This is a genomic window from Bradyrhizobium sp. CSA207 (genome assembly GCF_029051685.1).
GTDB lineage: Bacteria > Pseudomonadota > Alphaproteobacteria > Rhizobiales > Xanthobacteraceae > Bradyrhizobium.
Genome location: NZ_JAACFT010000038.1, coordinates 43444 through 63171, shown reverse-complemented (window position 1 = coordinate 63171; position 19728 = coordinate 43444). Strand labels below are relative to the sequence as shown.

Sequence of the window (19728 nt, the reverse complement as noted above, 5' to 3'; positions counted from 1 at the left end):
AATGAATATCTCGGTACAAGCCCACCATCTGTGAACGTGCCCGGCGACGCCGGTCGTGTCCTTAACCTGGAAGATTGTGAGAACCGGCACAGACGGCATCGCGGACGGCTTTAGCGCCGGAGAGCGCCGGTTTGGTGCGTACTTGATCTCCATTTTCTGCCATCCTAGTTCAGCGTTTTCTTGGTTCGAATCATATCAGGCGGCGTCGGTTTGTAGGACTAGGTGTGGATGACGGGATGGCGATTGACGTCGTCGATGCCAGCCATGATGCGCTCCTTGAGTTCGTGTTTTGAAGCCACCCGGATATGGCGCAGGACTGAACGGGCGAACTTGGAGAAGAACCCCTCGATGAGATTGAGCCACGAGCCGTGCTTGGGGGTGAAGGTGAGTTCGAAGCGTCCAACCGGCCGAGTGGCGAGCCAGGTTCTGGTTTCTCTCGATATGTGCGCGGAATGATTGTCGAGAATTAATTTGATCGCAGTGTTCGGCGGATAGGCGGCATCGACAAGCCTGAGGAACTCGATGAACTCTCGGCTGCGGTGGCGGTCTTTGACAAGGGCGTGGACCTTGCCAGTCAGCAGATCAATCCCAGCCAACAGGCTGAGCGTGCCATGGCGCTTGTATTCATGATCGCGCGCAAAGGTGGCGTGGCCGCCAGGCTTGGGCGGCAAATCCGGCGCCGTCGTTGCGATGGCCTGGATTCCCGGCTTCTCATCGCAGGAGACGATCGTCACCGGCTTTGCCCGTCGCTTTCCCTTGGCAGAGGCTTTCTTCAGGACTTGGACTTCACGATAAACGCACAGGACCTCCGCCATCTTCTGTTCGAACTCGGCGTCGCGATTTTCAAGGTAGTAGCTCACCTTGTGCGGCTTGATTTCCTCTTGGCCGAGGATCTTGCACACCGTTCCCTGGACCAAATTAGCCAAACACGCGTGCCCTGCCGCCGGCCCCTGTTCGCGCGCATGGCGCGCCAAGAGCCGCGTCGTCCACAACTCATGCGGATAGCCATGGTCTTTGGCCTTGTCACACGCCAGCGACACCAGCCAGGCTTTGGCCTCAGGCGTGATCGTTGGCTCCTTGCCCGGTCGCGGACGATCATCGAGGGCCACCAGCGGGCCATCGGCCAGTGCTCGCTCGACACAGCGCTGCACCGTCTGATGATGGACCCCAAGTCTTTGGCCCATCGCGCAGAACGAAGGATTTTCCCGATACGCCAACAGCATTTGGGCCCGCGATACCCGGCTCGCCAGCTCAGTTCTCGACCGCGAGAGAGCCGCCAAGGTCGACAGCTCTTCATCACTCATTGCCAATTCGACCGCTCGCCGCCATCCCGCCATGATACAGCTCCTCGTTTCGCCGACCGCAAACGGGGAATCCGCCAACAACCCGTCCGTTCCATCCATTCAGCCTGCCCCAGAATCGCAGGTTTCATGGAATCGGTCGTTTAGTTAGGATGCCGCTAAAAAAAGGGGACCACCCCCAAAGGAGTGGCCCCCAAGTCAGGGAGGAAACGTCCCAAGGAGGGACCTCTGGGATCAGGCCGCAGCCTGTTCGATCGGTGAGAATGGCAATCCGAGGCTCTCGGCCACGGCCTTATAAGTCAGCCGGCCTCGATAAACGTTGAGACCTGCGCGCAGATACGGATTTTCGAGCACGGCTGCAAATCCCTTGCCGGCGAGAGCCAAACCAAATGGAAGAGTTGCGTTATTCAGTGCCTGGCTGGAGGTGAGCGGAACAGCTCCTGGCATATTGGCGACGCAGTAATGGATGACGCCATTAGTCTCGTAAGTTGGATCTGCGTGTGTCGTCGGGCGCGATGTCTCGAAGCACCCGCCCTGATCGATGGCGACATCCACGATCACCGATCCCTTGCGCATCGAACTCAACATGCCGCGGCTGACAAGCTTCGGCGCGCTCGCGCCGGGCACAAGCACCGCACCGATGACAGCATCCGCCGCAAATACCTCCTCCTCGACCGCGTCAATCGTTGAAAATCTCGTGCGGACGCGCCCTTCGAACAGTTCATCCAGTTCGCGAAGTCGGGGGATCGAGCGTTCGAGAATTGTGACTTCGGCGCCCAAGCCGGCCGCCATCCGTGCTGCATGCGTGCCGACCACGCCGCCTCCGACCACCACGATCCGGGCCGCCGGGACACCGGGCACGCCACCAATCAACAGTCCCCGACCGCCTGCATGGCGCCTGAGGGCAGCACCGGCCGCTTCGATTGCAAGCCTGCCTGCGACCTCGCTCATCGGCGCAAGCAGAGGAAGCCCACCGTGTCCATCTGTCACGGTTTCGTAGGCGATTGCCGTGCACCCCGACTTGAGGAGCCCCTTGGCCTGCTCCGGATCCGGCGCCAAATGCAAATAGGTGAAGAGGATCTGATTCTCTCGCAGCTGGGTCCACTCAGAAGGCTGGGGCTCCTTGACCTTTACAATCATCTCGCTCGAGGCGAACACCTCTTGAGCGGAGCCGACAATCGTTGCGCCCGCCTTGCGATAGTTCTCATCGGTCGCGCCAATGCCGGCCCCGGCATTCGTTTCGATCAGCACGCTGTGACCGGCGGCCACATATTCGCGGACGGCTCCAGGCGTAAGGCCCACGCGGTATTCGTGCGTCTTAATTTCCTTGGGAACACCGACCTTCATTTGCGATCTCCTGATTGAGAAGATCTTTAATCGAAAACATCGTACAAACTTGCGACGTAGATGCTCAGAGAGCGCAGAAATCCAGCGAACTTTTGGACGATCATGCAGGATTCCAAACATAAGAGTCGACGACATCGTCGATATGAGGTTGTCCTCGGCCCCAAACCCCGGCGGATGAGCGGGACGGACCTGTCGAATGCGGCCAGGTTATTATGGCCCTGCAAATAAGCGCGTGCAGCATAGACCAGGATGTAATTTCCAGTAGAACAGCTCGCGCGGTAGATCCAGATTTGGCGCTACCAACCACCTTAGGACACCGTGTGGTCATCCACGATGTATCACGCTCTTCAAAATTTCGTCGATCGGCTGACCGAGAGCACTGGTCAGGATGGTCTTCAGCAAAGCATGGCGGACATCACCGCCGCGCTCAACCTGCCTTGCTTTGCATATCTTGCCCTTCCTCCTAAGCCGAGCGGGTCTCCAAAACTGATCTCAACGTATCCGTCGTTGTGGACCGCGCACTATATGCGGCGCCACTATGAACGTTTTGATCCTGTGGTCAGTCAGGCGATTCGCCATACTCGACCGTTCCGATGGGGAGTTGAATTCGGAACGCGATTTCGCTCGGAGATCGAGCGCGAGCTATTTGAGGAAGCCGCCGGGTTTGGCATTCGGTGCGGATTTACAATCCCAATTCACGACAAAGGCGCAATCGCTGCCATGACCTTTGCCACTGACCGGCGACGGGTTAATTTTGAGTACTCGACTACTAAGCACGCTCCGGTTCTGCGGGTCATCGCGATGTACTTCCATGCGCACGCCAGGCGGATATTGCTGCCGATCGAATTGTCAATGGCGTGCTGCTATCACCTGGCGAGCTCGAATGTCTTCAATGGTCCTCTCAAGGAAAATCTGCTGGGGATATTGGAATCATCCTTGGTATCTCCCCAAGGACCGTGGCCTTCCATAGAGATACCGCCCGAGCAAAGCTCGGCTCTCGAATAATTCATCAAGCTATCGCGTGCCTAGCTGAATCAAAATCTCGAAGATAGTTGAATCTCAGCCCTTGAGCGCCTATGCACCTTCGCAGATGCGCTTGCCGGGTTTGTCTGCTTTCCATGCCGTACAAAGCAGGCAGGCAGAAATGATACACCTATATGCCAGCTAATGCAGCTTAGGGTCGAGTCTGGCCGCTCGATGTTTTCCGAACTTCTTTGAAAGCCGAAATCCTGCGGGACCACCCCGAAAAACGCACGATACCAACGGAGGACCGGTTCAACATAATTGAAGTCAAATGGATGTCATGTCTGGCTACGCGATTCTTGCAAAGTTCTGCGGGAGGAGCAATTCCTGGTTAGACCGCGCCTGAATGCCTGAATGATGCGGTGAGGAAATCTGTTCTGAGCATGCGGTACTACAGGCCTGGCTATCAAAGCATGAGCTAGCTAAGTCACGCCGAAACCAGCTTGTGGCATCAGCCGGCCAACGCCAAAGAGCAGGCCTCTGCCCATCCCTACGATCGGTGAATGGCGGCGTCTCCGCATCAACCGAAAATGCTGACGCCCCGCGCGAGAGGCAGCGGAACGATTGGACTGCGGCCATCGAGCCGACGTGGTCCAGCTGGCGGGTCGCCCATGTGTTCGAACGAGTCCTGTCCAGCAGTGACGAGCGAAAGCTGCTCGACGGCGTGTTGGAGCCTTTGGCACCGTCAAGAACCAGACGCTGCCCAATGGCCAGCATGCCGGCGATGATGTCGTGCAGTTCCCGCAGCGTGCCTCCGATTCTGGGGTTCGCGGGGCGGACCGAGCCTGCGCGATGCCTCAGCCCCTCCGGCGCGGCGACTTGTCACGGAGATCAACGTCGACATGCAAGAGCTGCGATCGGTAGGCTAGGCTGCTCGCGCTTTGATCCCCTCTGCCTTCGACGGATTGACGCGACTCATGCTGCGTACGGCCCCGAGCGTTACATCCTCTTCGATGAGGTCGGCGCGGCGTACGAGGCGATCATGATCGCCAGCCCCGTTGACGACATAGTGTTGGGTCGCTCGATTATCCCAGATCGCGACGTCGCCAACCTTCCAGCTCCAGCGCAAGGTGTTTTCCGGCGCCATTTGTAAGATTGGAATAGATCGAGCAGTTTCTGACCGGTACATTTATGCAGTCCAACGATGTACTGCACGGAATTGCCGAGTACGAGCGCGCGCTCGCCGGTTTCGGGATGCACGCGAACTACCGGTAGCTTGGTTTCGTGGATTGCTCTGGCGAACACCTCGTTCTTCGCGTTATAATCGTGAGCAGTGTCGTAACCGCCCAGAGTTCGTCTGCGAGCATGCGCAACGGTATTGGAAGATCAAGGTACGCAGCCGCCATGTTCGACCACAAGCTGTCGTCCAAGCCGCGCACGAGAGAGATCCTCGGATAGGCGCCAGCGGTGTCATCCTTGTGCCAGTGGTCGGCAGGACTGCTCCCGGGACCCGAATCTAACTCCAGAATTGACGATGTGTTCTTGGTCGCCCCAACTCTGGCGTCCTGATCCAGTTTGCCCAGCCGGAGGGCGAAGCGCTCCTCCTCCATATTATCAAGATGTCGCTGATCGCGGAAGAAGATGACTTTATGCTCAAGCAGGAGGTAGTTGACGGCGCAAATGACGTCGTCGGCCAAGTCGCCCGATAGCCTGACATTCCTAATCTCAACGCCAAGCCGGGTCGCACGCTTGATGAGATTTGCGCTGGACTTTGTCCGGCAAACATTAGTATCGGCAAATTGATACGACATCATGACTGCTCGGATATGAATCAAACGACTGTCGTGCCGAACTCCGATGCACGGAGATATGGTTTGGGATGAAAGGCACACGCAGCTCGATCTTGAGACGCGACTCGCAGCCGCTGGCGCATCGGATCCTGGGCGCGTTTGAAAGATGACTTGTCGTGCAGCAGCGATAAGAGTGACAATGAGCACGATGTGGAGCGCACTGTATAACCGGCACGCGGGGCGTCGCTCTGCGGGGCGAAAAGCAAAAGTTTTCGCGTACTCGACACGATCGCGGCAGTGGAACACATTTCGCAGTGTTCGGTGGGGAGGGAATCGTCTCGGGCCTCGGCCTTAGCTGAGCGCCTTCCCAAGACAGTGTCTTGGTGTTTGGTGCGCTGCGCCGAGATCGGCCGGACTTCGATCAATTTCCCGCGATACCTCCAGCTATCTTGATGCAAAGCGGGATACATTTCTCTTGCAATACTACCGGTGGATGCAGGCGCGGGCATCGGAGTTTTCGTCAATTCTCCGACGAGGCCTCGACTGGGACAGCGAAACCTACCTTTACGCGGTCTACTACGACCATTGTCTTGACCGCCTTAATGTTCGGATTCGTATAAAAGAACCGTCTGGTGAATTGCTCATAGTCTTCCATGGTGGGCGCGGTAATATATAAAAGGAAGTCCGCGTCGCCAGTGACGTAGAATCCATTCACGACTTCAGCGGACGATTTGATGGTCTTTTTGAACTTATCGACTATCTCCGAACTTTCCCGCTCCAGGCTTACCAGCAGGAGCATTTGAATGGGTCTGCCAACCGCCTTCGGCGAAACGATCGAGATGTCGGCCTCGATGATGCCTTCCGCACGGAGCCGCTTCAGTCGTCGTTGACACGCGGTAGCGGATAGCCCGACCATTTCGCCGATCACGTCGGAAGTCAGCCGGTTGTTCTTTTGCACGATCTCGAGGATGCGGGCGTCTATTCGATCGTATCGCATAGTTGCTACCACCGAGGTGAATTTCACCGATAAATGCCACTGACAAGCAGAAAATCGACCTAATACGCAAGGAATGCAACGTTTTTCGACATGTCGCCTTCGTTCGGACCCATGAGAAGTCGTTGCGGGCCGTGCCAAGGGGTCCACTATAGTTGTGATCGACGGAATCATCTCGGAAATTGAGCACCGCATTGACAGGACTTACGCGACGATTGGGGCAGCGGCCACATAGGTACCAACGTTGCCGCCGCACTGTAACGATCCGCGACAACTTGGCTCGCTCTCTATGGCGACGTAGATGCGTGATCCGAGTTGCCCAACGCAAGCGCGCGTGGAGTGCCCGGGCAGCGTTTTTTGCTCTAAAGCCGCGCCAAAAGAGTCGTCGGTGAAGAACTCCCAAGCCGTTGAGCGGGGGGCGATTTTTGGGCGGAGCGAGGCAAGGGTTTGCGCGCTGGACGGACCCTCTGCTGGCCGAGGCGCTGGACGATGTTGACGTCCAATATCGTTTGGCGATGCCTGCGCAGCCACAAGATCGACCTCGCGGCTCGCAAGTCCTGGTGCGAGAGCAACGACCCGAGCTTTACGGCCAAGGCCGCCGATGTTGTTGGCCTCTACGTCGCCCCGCCCGCGAAGGCCATTGTGCTATGCGTGGACAAGAAGCCCTCGATGCAAGGCCTTGGAGCGAGCGCAGGGTTATCTGAAGTTGCCCCATGGCCGCGCCTTGGCCAGAGCGACCATTACAAGCGGCATGGCACGACAACACTGTTTGCGGCGCTTGAGGTCGCCACCGGAAAGATCATCGCGACCCATTCAAAACGCCGTCGTCTTGTCGAGTTTCTCGACTTGATGAACAGTGTCACTGCGGCCTTTCCCGGCCGAAAACTCCACGTCATCCTCGATAACTTAAACACCCACAAAAAGAACGAGCCTTGGCTCAAGGCCGACCCCAACGTGCAATTCCATTTCACTTCGAGCATCGCGTCCTAGCTCAATCAGGTCGAGGTGTGATTCTCGATCTTGCAGGGGCAATCACTTAGCGGCTCCTCCTTCAGAACCCTCAAGCAGCTTCAGGACCACATCGATGCTTACGTCAACGCATACAACGACAAAGCCGAGCCCTTCGTCTGGAGCAAGAAAGAGGTCCGCCAACGCCGCTTCACAGGCGACCGTATCACTCAGCTCTGATTCCGGGGATTAGTGTCCTGAACCAAAACTTCGTAACATCACGTCGATGTGATTGACAGCGATCTTGGGCAGAGCGGTGCTGGCGCAGCCCACAGGAAAGGATTTAAGGACCTGGTCGCACGTGTCCCTCTTGGTGAGGTCGGTCTCATTCTATCGATGGACGGTGACGCGCCTGGCTCGCAATTGCTCGGATTGGTATCCGCTCCTCGATGTCTGTGGGCATTGTCGTTGTTTGATCGCTGATCGGGATAGCGTTTATGATCCTGGAACGCCCAACGGGCGTCGTCTGCTCGGTTTGAAGGGAACGATCTCAGAGCTTGAATTGCAACCGATCAAGAGCCGGATGACCACGGGGCTTTTGGCAAAAGCCGAACGCGGGACTTGGCCCTGCAACTTCCCGCGGGCCTCGCCCGCGACCCTCCGGCGTGGCTACCAAGGACCCAATGTTGAGGTGCTGGGGCGCTTGTCGCTGCTCCTCGAGACATTCTTGAAAGTGCGGACCGCCGCTCAGGCGATGCGGACCTTCACCAGCCGCGGCTTGGCCTTGCCTCGTCGTGACCGCCATGGCGATCTGCGCTGGCGGTCGGCCAGCGTCTCGGCTGTGACCGCGATCCTGAAGAATCCGGCATATGCGGGTGCCTTTGTCTATGGAAGGACTTGGCAGAAGCCATCCCGGATACCAGGAGCGCCTCCACAAAAAAATCGCGGCGGACGGGCATGGACTGGAGGATCGCGGTGCGGGACAAATACCCTGCCTATATCGATTGGGAGACCTTCGAGAAGATCCAGGCCATGCTGCGAGGCAATCGCGCAGAATACCAACGCATCAAGAGCCGCGGCATCCCGAGCGATGGGGCGGCCTTGCTCCACGGGCATCACCTATTGCGGTGAGTGCGGACACAAGATGACCGTGCGCTACAAGGGCGGCAGTCAATCCAACGTGGCGCGCCAGAATGTCAGCCGGTCCCATCGATGCGCAGGTCGCGGCGGCTTTTTTGCAAGCCGCGGCGCCTGCGTAAATCGATGGGCTATCCAGAGCACGCAAGACTCAGCTTGAATCCCGAAAGAGCCCTGCGGCAAGCCGAGAGCAACAAATTGAAAGCCGCGCTACCCAATCGGCTCATCGGCTCTCGCGGAGCGCCAGTTCAATCGTGCCGACCCGGACAATCGGCTAGTCGCCAGAAAAGCATTAGGAAGCCGCCCTCTTGGCGCTTCGACAAGCCGAGGAGGCATTGGCCCAGCACACGGTGTCCAAGGCCAATGATCCTGTCGGCGTTCCTCAGGATCTACGGGCCAAGGTGGGTCGCGCTCGGAAATCGCCTTCCGGCCCTATGGGAGAATCCGGTGACCCGCAGGGATCATCGAAAGGCGCTATTGCGCTGTCCGACCGGGAAGGTCGTGATGCGCCGCTGCGCCCGCGACAGAGCTGAGGTGCGCATGTGTGGCGCGGCGGCACGACTACTGAGCTCATGGCCGCTTACCCCTCAACGCCGTGGCTGCACTGGCACGTGGAACGTATATGCGCATTGGTGCGTGATGGCGCCTACGACGATGAAATCGCGCGAATTCTGACGCAGGAAGGGCATCACTCGCCATGGTAGGCGGACAAAGTCCTTGCCGATCACGGTCCGGCGCATTCGTCTTAAACACCGCCTCGAGGTGCGGCATCGGCAAACGCGGGGGCCGCTGGTTACAGACCAATTGACAGTACCCCAATTGGCAAGCCGTCCGAATATCTGGGGCCATCAAGACAATGGTTGTAGTAGACCGTGTTAAGGTGGGTTTCGCGACCCGGTTGAGGTCTCGTCCGAGGAGTGACAGTTCGGATGCATGTGTCCGTATCCGCGCCTCAGATCTGGCTGGCGCAACGAGTGCCGCGAGCGGTTTGGACTTTCCTGGGTGCCGCAGCCGGCTTGTCGCGGCAACCACCAGAATTCCAGCAAGAAACGCGACCGGAACAGTTCAGTTGGTTCCTATTCATGCGGGGAGATGTTCCAATCCGGAGATTCTCAGGCGAACATTTTGTAAGCGGCCGGACTCAGCTTGACCGCCGGCGAGGATTCGGTCCTTGCGACTTCCAACTTCAAGTCCACCAGAGAACCAGATCCGGCCTCGCAAACCCGAGAAAACAGTTCAGCAGAAGGCGAGGCTTCCCATTGCCTGATTGCCGAGTGACACCATGAACGAACCCGCCGTCGATCACGGCGATATCTCCCGCCTCGAGTTGAACATCGTGATAAGGAAGGGCTTCGAGATAAGCTGCCGAATAGGGGTAGCCCGTGGTCTCCACGCCCTGCGACTTTCGGTCGCTCGCTGTTGGCTTATGGCTCCAGATGCGCAGATTGCCCCCTTCGTTGGGCATGCTGGGGTAGAAGTTTAGCGCGGCAACCGTGTTGTTCGCCACGGCGGGAAGCTCGCAATCTTTTCCGGCACATAGGATTTGGGCGACGTCGTCGTGGGGCTCTAAGGAATACGTGCCGGTTCCAGACCAACAAATGGCCCGACAAATATTGGCTTGACCGCGCTCCGAACGCGCCGGCCGCAACTCAACGCCCTGCTTGTGAAGCTCGCGCTTCAATGCGTCGAATAACGCACGAACCGGATCAACCAGATTCGCAAAAAGAGCCTCCACGAATGGTCGCGCACTTTCCGCCTCTGCGAAATAGGCAGCCGCATTCCTCCTGTAATGAGATGCGCCGACATATTGTCCGGGAACGCCATCTTTGCGCTGCTTGAGACCGGGATTTCGATTAAAGTTCGTGGTGATCTCCTCAGCTATCTCAGGACTGAATGCCTGTTTGATATGCAGAACAGTAATCTCACCTTTCAGGACTGAGATAATCTCCCCAGCGCTGATTGAGCCGGTTCGTTCTTTCGTTGCGACAGGCGAGATCGCTGGCGCTTGAGGTACCTGGGCAGTTACCATTGCCTTACTCCTGTATTGCCTGGTTAAGAATCGTGATGCCAAGATCGAGCTCGTCATCCGTGATTGTTATCGGCGGGAAGACTTTGATCACGTCTCGATTTGGTCCCGACGATTCGATCAGCAGTCCGTTTGCGAAGGCGACATCGTGTACACGGTTGACAATCGCCTGTGAGCGACATTTGAGGCCAACCATCAAGCCGCGGCCTCGCTTTTCCTCAATACAATCGGGGAATTTCACGACGAGATCGTCAACGCGTTTTTGCAGAGTGACAGCTGTCCGTTCGACGCCAGCACTAAATTTGCTGTGTGACCACATTTTGCACATGGCGGCTGCAGTCACGAAAGCGAGATTGTTGCCTCTGAAAGTGCCGCTATGTTCTCCCGGCTTCCATACGTCTATGTCCGGGCGAATCAAAACGACGGAGAGCGGAATACCTGAACCGCTTAGGGACTTGGAGAGGCAGACGATGTCAGGTTCGATCTTCGCGAATTCGAACGAGAAGAAATCACCCGTTCGACCCGCCCCGGCCTGAATATCGTCGACGATAAAAACAATGCCGTGGTTACGGCAGATGCGCTGAATTTCTGCGAGCCAACGTGCAGATGCAGTGTTCATGCCGCCCTCTGCTTGGATACTCTCTAGAATGATTGCTGCGGGTTTTTCTATACCACTCCCCAGGTCGCCGAGGACGTGGTCGATATAACTCGCCGAATCGAAAGCTCCGTTCGGATAGCCGTCGTAGGGGATACGGATCACATCGTGGCGGGCCACGCCGCCCAGCTCCCTGGTGGAGGCTGAACCTGATACAGCTAGAGAGCCGAGCGACATTCCGTGGAACGCATTTGTAAAGGCCATGACGCTCGAACGACCGGTATATTTTCTAGCTAGCGCAAGAGCCGCTTCGTTAGCGCTTGTGCCAGTCGGTCCAGGAAATTGCATTTTGTACGAGAGGCCCCTGGGCTTTAGGATCGTATCAACGAACAGTTCGATAAATTCACGTTTTGCCGCCGTGTGCATATCAAGCGACAAAAGAATGTTCCCGCCGGTGAGATAATCAATGGCCGGTGCAAGGATGTCAGGATTGTTGTGCCCGTAGTTGAGCGCGCCGGATCCCACGAGGAAGTCAATATAGCTCTTGCCGGCCTCGTCCCAAATCGTCGCCCCTCGCGCCCTCGTAAAGACGGTAGGAAACGAACGCCCATAGCGACGAACGTTAGACTCATGAAGAGAGAAAGCGTCTGTATTCATTCTTGAGGATCCGTCTACATGCATCTCATTTAGCGAGATGGACTGAACACGTTCAATTGGCGCCAGATGTCCAGAGCGTAGCAATACGTCATCAGGCTAAGCTCCAGGCCGTTGATTACGTCGATCGAGCTATTGGCGATTTTTTATCCAAGAAAGGCGAACAACGAACCTGCTAAACTTGGTAGGTTTTGTTACAGAGCTCTGCATCTGCTGCAATGCACGTATGTGTGTCGTCGATTTCGTCAACTAAACACCTCTCCGAGACGGCACCGAAGCTGTGCTACCTGAGTTGCGCAGCTGCGTTTGAGCTGTCGAGTCTAGAATAGAACAAATTGGAAAACACTGGATCGCCGCTCTGCACCACCTGCCGGGCTGATCAGCAAAGAGGCTTGGACTGCAGCCGCGATGGAAGCCGGCCCTCGCTGGCGTGAGCCCGCGTTCCCGTGCTTGCTCTGGACGACGGAGCACAATACTCAGACCCGGCTAAGGTGGTTGCATAGATGCCAGCATCACAGCACGTGTCTCATATGAACGTTCCCGTGAAGACCGAAGGATATTCGCCCAGGCTCGCTGATTGATTTGCTTGTTTCGGCCGCGCCAACTTCACGGAAGCACTTCGTCGACCTTTTAACAGGATGCGCAGCGATGCACGCCAGGACGTCGGCGATCCGGGGTTCTGGATCTACGTCTTTCATCTTGGCGGTGATCAGGCTGTATATCACGGCAGCACGGTCGCCGCCGCTATCCAAAACGATCTGAGCTTCTCGTCAGGTCGTGGTCGAGTAGCTCAGCCATTTGGCTTCGCCCTCACAGATCCGGGCAGGCGGGTTTCCCGCACCCGGCTCTTCCCGAGGGTAACCCGCGTCATATCCGCGCCTGCGCCCAAGTGCGAGTGATGCGTGGAACGGGCAGACGGAAGCGTGCCGTCAGGGCATCGAACTCCGACCAGCCCATGCGCCGACTTTTCTGACTGCGCCGTCTCAGACAGCGCAGCCAGGTCCGACGCACTTCGCGGTAGAAGCCGCTGAACGCTGGATAATTGTGCGGCCTGCCGTAGTAACCGTAGTGTCCACGCAGCACAGCGGCGAACCACTCGTGCTGGGTGGCCAGTGACGCGTGCATGAGCCGCCAGGCCTCCTGGCGCAACGCCGTCAGCTTGCGCGTCAGGCGTTTCCCTTCCGTCTTGTGCTTCACGATAAACTGGCCGTCCCGGGTCCGCCCGCAGTAGTGGGTGAAGCCGAGGAAGGCGAAGGGCTCGGGTCTCCGCTCGCCGCGCCGCTGACGCGAGAGGGCCGCAAACCGACCGAACTCGATCAACCGCGTCTTGCCCTCATGAAGCATCAGGCCAAAGCTGGCCAGCCGCGCCTTGAGGGCCAAGAGCATCTCCTGCGCATCCGCCTTGCTCTCGAAGCCCATGACGAAGTCGTCCGCATAGCGCACGGCCACAACGCGACCGCGTGCGCGGCGACGGCGCCATTGATGGGTCCGGAGGTCGAGGATGTAGTGCAGAAAGATGTTGGCGAGGAGCGGACTGATGCCCACCCCCTGCGGGGTACCCCTGTCCGTTTCATGCTTCTGGCCGCTCTCAAGAACGCCGGCCCGCAGCCACAGCTCTATGAGCCGCAAGATGCGAGGATCGGCGATCCTGTGCGCCACGATCCGCAGCAGCCACTCGTGGTCGACCGAGTCGAAGGAAGCGGCCACAGACTACCCATCACCGTGATATTCCAGATTCGCTGACCATCACCCGCGAGCGCCACGCCTTCGAAGGCCAGTCGCTGGCCGTGATCAGCAGCATCCGGCGGCGCGGCGTCCTCCTCGTTCTCGTGGTCTTGCCAGACGGTAGCCGCTCGGTGATTCCGGCCAATTGGCCCGATTGGAACGCCGAGCAGGCAAGGCGAACGCCGGCGAACGATGCTGGTGGTGCGCACGATCTCGGCCGGCTTGGCGATTTGCTCCACCTGCGCAAGATCATTGACGCTCTCTACGACCGACCCGTCGAGTCGGTGCAGTGCAAGGAGAGCAACCATGCAACTGAACCTGGCCTTTCTCGACCGCCCCGATCTTCCACCGGACCCCTTTCCAGCAGCCCCGTCGGCGACGGCGTGGGAGCAGCTCGACGAAGCCTCGCGCGTCGCAGCGCTCGAGATCCTCGCACGTCTCATCGCCCGCATGATCTCGGCCAGTTCGACGAGGGAGGCAAGCGATGAATGAACGCGCCAAGATCACGGCCAGCCATCTGTCCCGACACGCCATCGTCTACCTGCGCCAGTCGAGCGCCGTCCAGGTCGAGCACAATCGCGAGTCGACCGATCGACAGTATACGCTTGCCGCCAAAGCCCGTGAACTTGGCTGGCCCAATGATCGCATCATCGTCATCGATGAGGACCTCGGGCTCTCCGGTTCCAGCTTTGTTGCGAGATCGGGCTTCGCCCGCCTCACCGCCGAAGTCGCACTCGCCCACGTCGGCCTCGTGCTCGGACTCGAGGTCTCGCGCCTGGCGCGCAACAACGCCGATTGGCACCGCCTCATCGACCTCGGCGGCCTCACCGACACGCTGATCGGCGCCCTCTTCAATCATCGGCTCCTGCTCGGGCTCAAGGGCACCATGAGCGAGGCCGAGCTGCATGTGCTGAGGGCCCGCCTCAACGGCGGCATTCGCAACAAGGCAGCACGCGGTGAACTCCGCCGAGGATTGCCGGTCGGCTTTGTCTGGGGCGAGGCCGATGGCGAGGTCCGCTTCCACCCCGACGAGGCCATTGTCACCGCCGTCCGCAACGTCTTCGCGCGCTTCGCCGAGACGGGCTCGGCGCGCCGCGTCTGGCTATGGTTTCGCTCGGAAGGGCTCACATTCCCTCTGCAGATGCACCAGAACGCAGAGATCCGCTGGGTCGAGGCCAGCTACACTGCCATCCACCACGTGCTCACAAATCCCGTCTATGCTGGCGCTTACGCCTATGGCAAATCACGTCAGGAGACGAGGCTGGATGCAGCGGGTGCACGCACAAAGCGCGTGCGACAACTGCCGCGCTCCGAGTGGCAGGTACTCATCCCGGACCATCATCCCGGGTTCATCGATTGGCAGACCTATGAGGCCAACCAGGATCGCATCGCCAAGAACACCCGCCCCGGACCGCACAAAGTGGGCGGCGCCGTGAGGGAGGGCAGCGCCCTGCTGCAGAGCCTTGCCAGCTGCGGGCACTGCGGACGCCGCTTGCACGCGCACTATCGCGGGCGCCGTTCCGCACCTGGGTATCATTGCCCCGGCAAGATCCTGGTCGAGGGCCGCGGCGTCTATTGCCTCAACATTGGCGGCATTCAGATCGACGAGGCCGTCACGCGGGCCTTCAGCGCCGCCCTCGAGCCGGCAAAGCTCGCTGCCACGCTCGCCGCTGCCGAGCGGCTCGAAGCAGATCGCGAGACCTCGCTCAAGCAATGGCGTCTCGGCGTCGAGCGAGCAAGCTACGAAGCAAGCCGCGCCGAGCGCCGCTACCGTGCCGTCGATCCAGACAACCGGTTGGTCGCTCGCGGCCTGGAGCGCGAGTGGGGGGAGGGCTTGAGCGAAGCCGCCAAGGCCGAGCTTGCACGCCGCGAACGGGAGCGTCCACGCGTGCTCTCCCAAGAGGAGCGCGACCGTCTGCTCGCACTCGGGCCCGATCTTCCCACCGTCTGGCACGCGGCAACGACCACGCCGCGTGACAGGAAAGAGCTGCTGCGAGCATTGCTCGAGGAGGTCATCATAAAGGTCGAGCGCGACAAGGCTGCAGCCCACCTCACGCTGCGCTGGAAGGGCGGCGCGCTCAACGAGATCGATCTCGCGCTGCCGCGCTCGCGGCCGGCCACGATACGCACCGATGAGGACACGATCGCGCTCGTCCGCCGGTTGGCGGGGCATTATCCCGACGCCGTGATCGCCGGCATTCTCAATCGCCAGGGGCGCACCACAGCATACGGCCATCGCTTCGAGGCAAGCCGCGTCGGCAATCTGCGTCGCCACTGGGATACCCGTGCTTCGAGCCGAAGGCCGAGCAAGCCGGAGGGGAACTGCTGACCATCAGCAAGGCCGGGGTCGTGCTCGGCGTCGCCCCTTCGACTTTGCACCGCTGGCTCAACGACGGCATCATTCCGGGCGAGCAACTGACGCCCGGCGCACCCTGGCGCATTCGCCTGACCGAGGACCTCATCGCCCGATTCAGCGAGACTGCTGGGGACGGCTTCGTGACCATGCACGAGGCAACCCGCAAGCTCTGTGTCTCGCGCCAAACCGTGTTGCAGCGTGTCAAGCGCGGCGAGCTCGAAGTCGTGCACGTCACGAATGGCAGGAAAAAGGGAATCCGGATCAAGGTGATAACCCGGCAATCCGAGCTCTTCGAGCAAACCTCATGAACCGGGGGGTAATATGAAGCGGTGTCCAAGAAGTTGCGTATGTCGGCATCGAGCACCCAGTTGACGCGCTGGCTCATGATCGCCGTGTGCAAGGCGTCAAGCGCCATATGAGGATTCCGCCCCGGCCGGAAGCCGTAGGAGAACCCGAGGAAGTCGACCTCGTAGACGGCGCTCAGCACCTTGACTACCGCGCTTTGGACAATCTTGTCCTCTAGCGCCGGCACGGTTACTTCGAACTGCACATCGGCCCGGTCAGCCTTTGGGATCGGCCGAGATCACCCACCCCTTTCATCCACTTCGAGGTCATCAGTTCGTTGTGCTGAAGATCAGGAAGGTCTCAGGCGTAGAGACGTTGAGCCTGCGCCATGCCGAGAGGGGCTCGTTTGCAGTCCCACGCGAATGGACTGACTGGGCACCTCCCGGCACCCCGGGTGAGCCTATCAATGGCCAACAGCCATTGCTCTTCGATGCCACCGGCGCGCTGGCGCTTAGCCAACTCGTCTGTTCGTTGAAACACAAGAAGTGAGGCTTGACCGATGACTCGAGTTCTGACTCACTCGGACATCGTTTTGATTCTGTCCGACGAACATGAAGAACACTTCTTCTTCCGCGGCTCTACGCAGACGCCGCCACCAACTGGTGCGGACCCTGCCACCAATCGAGCAGGTGATACGTGGGTCACTGATCGAGACCTACAAGCGGTGTGGTCGACCCAATTGTCATTGCATCGACGGGCCCGGGCACGGGCCCAAGCGATACTTGTCCACGGTCGCCCGAACCGGCGAACGCCCGCGCCTCGGCTATGTGCCGAACGCGACTTACTCCCAAGTCGCTGCGTTTCTCACCAACTACCGCAAACTACAGGAGATGCTCAACGAGATTTGCGCGATCAATGCCGAGCTTCTGCGCCGCCGCGAGAGTCTCGACTAAATGGATCCGGCTGTCGCAACGCTCGATTTTGCCAAGGCGGGCGCCATCATCGCCAACATGATCGAATCCTATCTTGCTGCAGGCGCCCTGCCGTTCAATGCGGAAGGAGCCGATCATGCTGAATCCGAAGATTGCCGATCATCATCTGACGCGAAAAGCCTGCATCTACATTCGTCAATCGACGATGGCGCAAGTGCGATTCAATCAGGAGAGCACAGAGCGACAGTACAATCTAGCGGACCAAGCGAGGTCACTTGGCTGGACGCCGGAGCAGATCCGAATCCTCGATGGGGATCTTGCCCAGTCGGGAGAACTGACGACCAAACGCGACGACTTCAAGACCCTTGTGAGCGATGTGGCGATGGGGCAAGTCGGTGCGATCTTCTCTCTGGAGTCTTCGCGCTTGGCACGCTCGAACAAGGACTGGCATCGATTGCTGGAACTGTGCGCTGTCACCAAGACATTGGTGTTCGACGGAGATGGCTGCTACGATCCGTCCGACTTCAACGACAGCCTTGTCCTCGGCATGAAAGGCACGTTCGCGCAAGCAGAACTGCACATCATTCGCGCGCGCCTCCACGGTGCCAAACTCAACAGAGCGCAGAAAGGTGAGTTGCGTTTTCCATTGCCAGTTGGTTTGGTATTTGACGACGACAAGATCGTTCTCGATCCCGACCAAGAAGTGCAAGGTGCCGTCAGGGCGGTCTTCACGCTGTTCGAGCAAGAGAACAGTGCCTACGCTGTGGTTCAACGCTTCCACCAGATCGGCCTTCTCTTTCCGCGTCGATCGTACGGCGGGGTGTGGGATGGCAAACTCATCTGGGGTCGGTTGACCCATTCACGGGTGATCGGCGTTCTTGCGAATCCATCTTACGCCGGCACTTACGTGTTTGGTCGATATCAATCCTGCAAGAAGATCGGCCCCACTGGCGAGATCTGTACTCAATCGCGCCAGATGCCACAAGATCAGTGGCGTGTTGTTATTCCGAACCACCATCCGGGTTACATCACCTGGGATCAATTCCTCGCCAATCGCAGTCGCCTCGCAGCGAACCGGACCAACAGCGAGGTTCTCGCTGGGCCTGCTCGCGAGGGTCTCTGCTTGCTGCAGGGCATGTTGCTCTGTGGCATTTGCGGGCGGCGTCTGAGTACACGCTATACCGGTAACGGCGGTCTTTACCCGAGCTATGACTGCAACTCGAGAAGTCGCGATGCATCGCCGCTTCGTCGCTGCATGTCTTTGCCGGCAAAGCCGCTGGATGACGCCATCGCTGCGCGTTTGTTGACCGCCGTTACGCCACTGACAATCAAACTTGCACTCGGAGCGCTGACCCATTTGGAAGCGCGCGACAAAGCGATTTCTGCGCAATGGCACCGAAGGATCGAGCGGGCCCGCTACGATGCTGACTTGGCAGAACGCCGCTATGAGGAGGCCGACCCCAGCAATCGCCTGGTTGCCAGCACGCTCGAAAAGCGCTGGAACGACGCTATGCAGCGGATGATCGAACTCAAGGCTGAGGTCGCCGACTTGGAGCGTCAAGTAATGCGCAGCCTTACACCTGAACAAAAGCAGCAAGTTCTACAGCTCGGCAAAGACTTTCCTCGACTTTGGAAGGCACCAACCACTTCAGCCTGCGACCGCAAGCGAATGCTGCGTTTGTTGATCCGTGATGTCAGCGTCGTCAAGGGTACAGAACCCAAGCTGTTGCATTTGCAAATTCGTTGGCAAGGCGGAGCGACCGAAACGATCGATGTCCGTCGCCAGCCAAACCGCGCCGAGGCAATCCGTTATCCCGACACCTTTGTTGCTAAAATCCGCACGATGGCGGAACAATACGATGATGAAGAGATCGTCCGACGGCTCAATGGCGAAGGGCTGACAAGCTCAACCGGCAAGCCCTTCACGGTCAGCATCGTACGTTGGATCCGGTTTAAGCATCTTATCCCCGGCCCGTCGCTTCCCACCGGAACGCTTACAGTCAGCCAAGTTCGTGAGAGATATGGCGTCAGCCCGTGGATCGTCCACTACTGGATCGAGCGCGGCGTTGTCTCAGCGGTGCAGCGCAAACCAAATGCGCCATACGCCATCGCGATTGATAACACTGTTGATCGACGTCTGCGAAAATGGGTGGCAAATTCCTGGCATCTTCATCCATCATCCCCAACGCAAACTGTATGAGGTGTATTATGCGCGGTGCGTCGGCACACCGAGAGGCCGCTTACCGCCATCGGCTTTGGGGATGTAGACTCGTCGCACCGGCTGTGGCCGATAGCGACCAGTGTGGACCCGCCCGCAGAGGTCGCGAATGTTATCCGTCAGCCTCTCTTCGTACTTCGCCACCGTTAACCCCATCGACCCCCGCGCTGGCCTGCCGCTTTTGTCGTCGAAACGCCAGAAGCAGAGCGTCCTCTTCGACGTGGTGCAGCAAGGCTGTGAACCGGGTTTGGGCAGCCTGCTTGGCCGCCGCGTCCACCCGTTCGAGGTTCGGCGGCAAGGCAACCCGGCTCCGCGCGGGCTCCCCTCGGGCTGGTCCCTTCCCTCCATGCGTCTCGTTTCCTTCGACGACTTCACAGGTACTATGGATCAGTCCGACTCCCGACCTCAGCTCGAACCGCGGCTCTGGCAGTGCCTTTGCCGCTGCCCCCGTTGGAGA

Annotated in this window: 15 protein-coding genes and 5 pseudogenes; 10 read left to right on the top strand and 10 right to left on the bottom strand. The window is 58.9% G+C overall.

Features of this window, described 5'->3' with window-relative positions; translation table 11 throughout:
* Nucleotides 1-218 precede the first annotated feature (218 nt).
* Both GWG65_RS33025 and ald read right to left on the bottom strand, forming a co-directional pair.
* Nucleotides 219-1337, bottom strand: coding sequence for an IS630 family transposase (locus GWG65_RS33025; RefSeq protein ID WP_275199670.1), 1119 nt, complete (start codon nt 1335-1337; stop codon nt 219-221).
* A gap of 198 nt (nt 1338-1535) precedes the next feature.
* Nucleotides 1536-2648 (bottom strand): alanine dehydrogenase, encoded by a 1113-nt coding sequence (ald, locus tag GWG65_RS33020; protein ID WP_275199669.1) that lies wholly within the window; start codon nt 2646-2648, stop codon nt 1536-1538.
* A 333-nt stretch (nt 2649-2981) separates the two neighbouring features.
* On the opposite strand from ald, the pseudogene GWG65_RS33015 reads away from it, so the two are divergent.
* Nucleotides 2982-3407, top strand: a pseudogene (locus GWG65_RS33015) (autoinducer binding domain-containing protein); the annotation flags it as partial.
* Between the two features lie 98 nt (nt 3408-3505).
* On the top strand, nt 3506-3700 hold the full coding sequence (locus GWG65_RS33010) for a helix-turn-helix transcriptional regulator (protein WP_275199668.1): 195 nt from the start codon (nt 3506-3508) through the stop codon (nt 3698-3700).
* A gap of 836 nt (nt 3701-4536) precedes the next feature.
* On the opposite strand, the pseudogene GWG65_RS33005 reads toward GWG65_RS33010, so the two are convergent.
* Together GWG65_RS33005 and GWG65_RS33000 are read right to left on the bottom strand one after the other, a co-directional pair.
* Nucleotides 4537-5422: pseudogene (locus GWG65_RS33005) on the bottom strand (TauD/TfdA family dioxygenase).
* A gap of 499 nt (nt 5423-5921) precedes the next feature.
* On the bottom strand, nt 5922-6398 hold the full coding sequence (locus tag GWG65_RS33000) for an Lrp/AsnC family transcriptional regulator (protein WP_275199689.1): 477 nt from the start codon (nt 6396-6398) through the stop codon (nt 5922-5924).
* A gap of 489 nt (nt 6399-6887) precedes the next feature.
* On the opposite strand from GWG65_RS33000, the gene GWG65_RS32995 reads away from it, so the two are divergent.
* From GWG65_RS32995 to GWG65_RS32985, 3 genes and pseudogenes are all read left to right on the top strand, one after another.
* Nucleotides 6888-7385, top strand: a complete 498-nt coding sequence (locus GWG65_RS32995; protein WP_275199667.1) for an IS630 family transposase — start codon at nt 6888-6890, stop codon at nt 7383-7385.
* A gap of 274 nt (nt 7386-7659) precedes the next feature.
* Nucleotides 7660-8190: pseudogene (locus GWG65_RS32990) on the top strand (recombinase family protein); the annotation flags it as partial.
* 110 nt (nt 8191-8300) lie between these two features.
* Complete coding sequence (locus tag GWG65_RS32985; protein WP_275199691.1) at nt 8301-8474, top strand: hypothetical protein; 174 nt, start codon at nt 8301-8303, stop codon at nt 8472-8474.
* A 1192-nt stretch (nt 8475-9666) separates the two neighbouring features.
* Here GWG65_RS32985 and GWG65_RS32980 read toward each other — a convergent pair.
* The 4 genes and pseudogenes from GWG65_RS32980 to GWG65_RS32965 all read right to left on the bottom strand — a co-directional run bounded on the left by GWG65_RS32980 (nt 9667) and on the right by GWG65_RS32965 (nt 13462).
* Complete coding sequence (locus GWG65_RS32980) at nt 9667-10509, bottom strand: hypothetical protein (protein ID WP_275199666.1); 843 nt, start codon at nt 10507-10509, stop codon at nt 9667-9669.
* Nucleotides 10510-10513: 4 nt separating this feature from the next.
* Nucleotides 10514-11758: a diaminobutyrate--2-oxoglutarate transaminase gene (gene ectB / locus GWG65_RS32975; RefSeq protein ID WP_275199665.1), complete on the bottom strand. Its 1245-nt coding sequence runs from the start codon at nt 11756-11758 to the stop codon at nt 10514-10516.
* A gap of 603 nt (nt 11759-12361) precedes the next feature.
* Nucleotides 12362-12504, bottom strand: a pseudogene (locus GWG65_RS32970) (transposase domain-containing protein); the annotation flags it as partial.
* A gap of 118 nt (nt 12505-12622) precedes the next feature.
* The gene (locus tag GWG65_RS32965; protein WP_275199664.1) at nt 12623-13462 is read right to left on the bottom strand and encodes a reverse transcriptase domain-containing protein; all 840 of its coding nucleotides are present in this window, start codon (nt 13460-13462) and stop codon (nt 12623-12625) included.
* A 324-nt stretch (nt 13463-13786) separates the two neighbouring features.
* Here GWG65_RS32965 and GWG65_RS32960 point away from each other — a divergent pair, with 324 nt between their 5' ends.
* From GWG65_RS32960 to GWG65_RS32950, 3 genes are read left to right on the top strand one after another with little or no spacing between them, the layout of a single operon-like run.
* The gene (locus GWG65_RS32960) at nt 13787-13972 is read left to right on the top strand and encodes a hypothetical protein (RefSeq protein WP_275199663.1); all 186 of its coding nucleotides are present in this window, start codon (nt 13787-13789) and stop codon (nt 13970-13972) included.
* Entirely contained in the window at nt 13965-15809 is a 1845-nt protein-coding gene (locus GWG65_RS32955; RefSeq protein ID WP_275199662.1) for a recombinase family protein, read from the top strand. Before GWG65_RS32960 ends, GWG65_RS32955 begins: the two co-directional genes overlap by 8 nt.
* A gap of 20 nt (nt 15810-15829) precedes the next feature.
* Nucleotides 15830-16144, top strand: a complete 315-nt coding sequence (locus GWG65_RS32950; RefSeq protein WP_275199661.1) for a hypothetical protein — start codon at nt 15830-15832, stop codon at nt 16142-16144.
* A gap of 23 nt (nt 16145-16167) precedes the next feature.
* Here GWG65_RS32950 and GWG65_RS32945 read toward each other — a convergent pair.
* Nucleotides 16168-16410: pseudogene (locus tag GWG65_RS32945) on the bottom strand (group II intron reverse transcriptase/maturase); the annotation flags it as partial.
* Nucleotides 16411-16732: 322 nt separating this feature from the next.
* Here GWG65_RS32945 and GWG65_RS40520 point away from each other — a divergent pair.
* A complete protein-coding gene (locus GWG65_RS40520) occupies nt 16733-17074 on the top strand; it encodes a DUF6788 family protein (protein WP_342760690.1) in 342 nt (113 codons plus the stop codon).
* Here the strand turns inward: GWG65_RS40520 and GWG65_RS32940 are convergent.
* Nucleotides 17003-17191, bottom strand: coding sequence for a hypothetical protein (locus tag GWG65_RS32940; protein WP_275199660.1), 189 nt, complete (start codon nt 17189-17191; stop codon nt 17003-17005). The two genes, GWG65_RS40520 and GWG65_RS32940, sit on opposite strands and share 72 nt — an antisense overlap.
* Between GWG65_RS32940 and GWG65_RS32935 the strand changes: the two genes are divergently transcribed.
* A complete protein-coding gene (locus tag GWG65_RS32935) occupies nt 17190-19253 on the top strand; it encodes a recombinase family protein (RefSeq protein ID WP_275199659.1) in 2064 nt (687 codons plus the stop codon). The two genes, GWG65_RS32940 and GWG65_RS32935, sit on opposite strands and share 2 nt — an antisense overlap.
* Nucleotides 19254-19728 lie beyond the last annotated feature (475 nt).

Bases quoted from the DNA above. Each gene is read 5' to 3' on its own strand.
- GWG65_RS33025 (WP_275199670.1), bottom strand. From the start codon at position 1,337: ATGGCGGGATGGCGGCGAGCGGTCGAATTGGCAATGAGTGATGAAGAG.
- ald (WP_275199669.1), bottom strand. From the start codon at position 2,648: ATGAAGGTCGGTGTTCCCAAGGAAATTAAGACGCACGAATACCGCGTG.
- GWG65_RS33000 (WP_275199689.1), bottom strand. From the start codon at position 6,398: ATGCGATACGATCGAATAGACGCCCGCATCCTCGAGATCGTGCAAAAG.
- GWG65_RS32985 (WP_275199691.1), top strand. From the start codon at position 8,301: ATGGACTGGAGGATCGCGGTGCGGGACAAATACCCTGCCTATATCGAT.
- GWG65_RS32980 (WP_275199666.1), bottom strand. From the start codon at position 10,509: ATGGTAACTGCCCAGGTACCTCAAGCGCCAGCGATCTCGCCTGTCGCA.
- ectB (WP_275199665.1), bottom strand. From the start codon at position 11,758: ATGAATACAGACGCTTTCTCTCTTCATGAGTCTAACGTTCGTCGCTAT.
- GWG65_RS32960 (WP_275199663.1), top strand. From the start codon at position 13,787: ATGCAACTGAACCTGGCCTTTCTCGACCGCCCCGATCTTCCACCGGAC.
- GWG65_RS32955 (WP_275199662.1), top strand. From the start codon at position 13,965: ATGAATGAACGCGCCAAGATCACGGCCAGCCATCTGTCCCGACACGCC.
- GWG65_RS40520 (WP_342760690.1), top strand. From the start codon at position 16,733: ATGAAGAACACTTCTTCTTCCGCGGCTCTACGCAGACGCCGCCACCAA.
- GWG65_RS32935 (WP_275199659.1), top strand. From the start codon at position 17,190: ATGCTGAATCCGAAGATTGCCGATCATCATCTGACGCGAAAAGCCTGC.
- GWG65_RS32940 (WP_275199660.1), bottom strand. From the start codon at position 17,191: ATGATCGGCTCCTTCCGCATTGAACGGCAGGGCGCCTGCAGCAAGATA.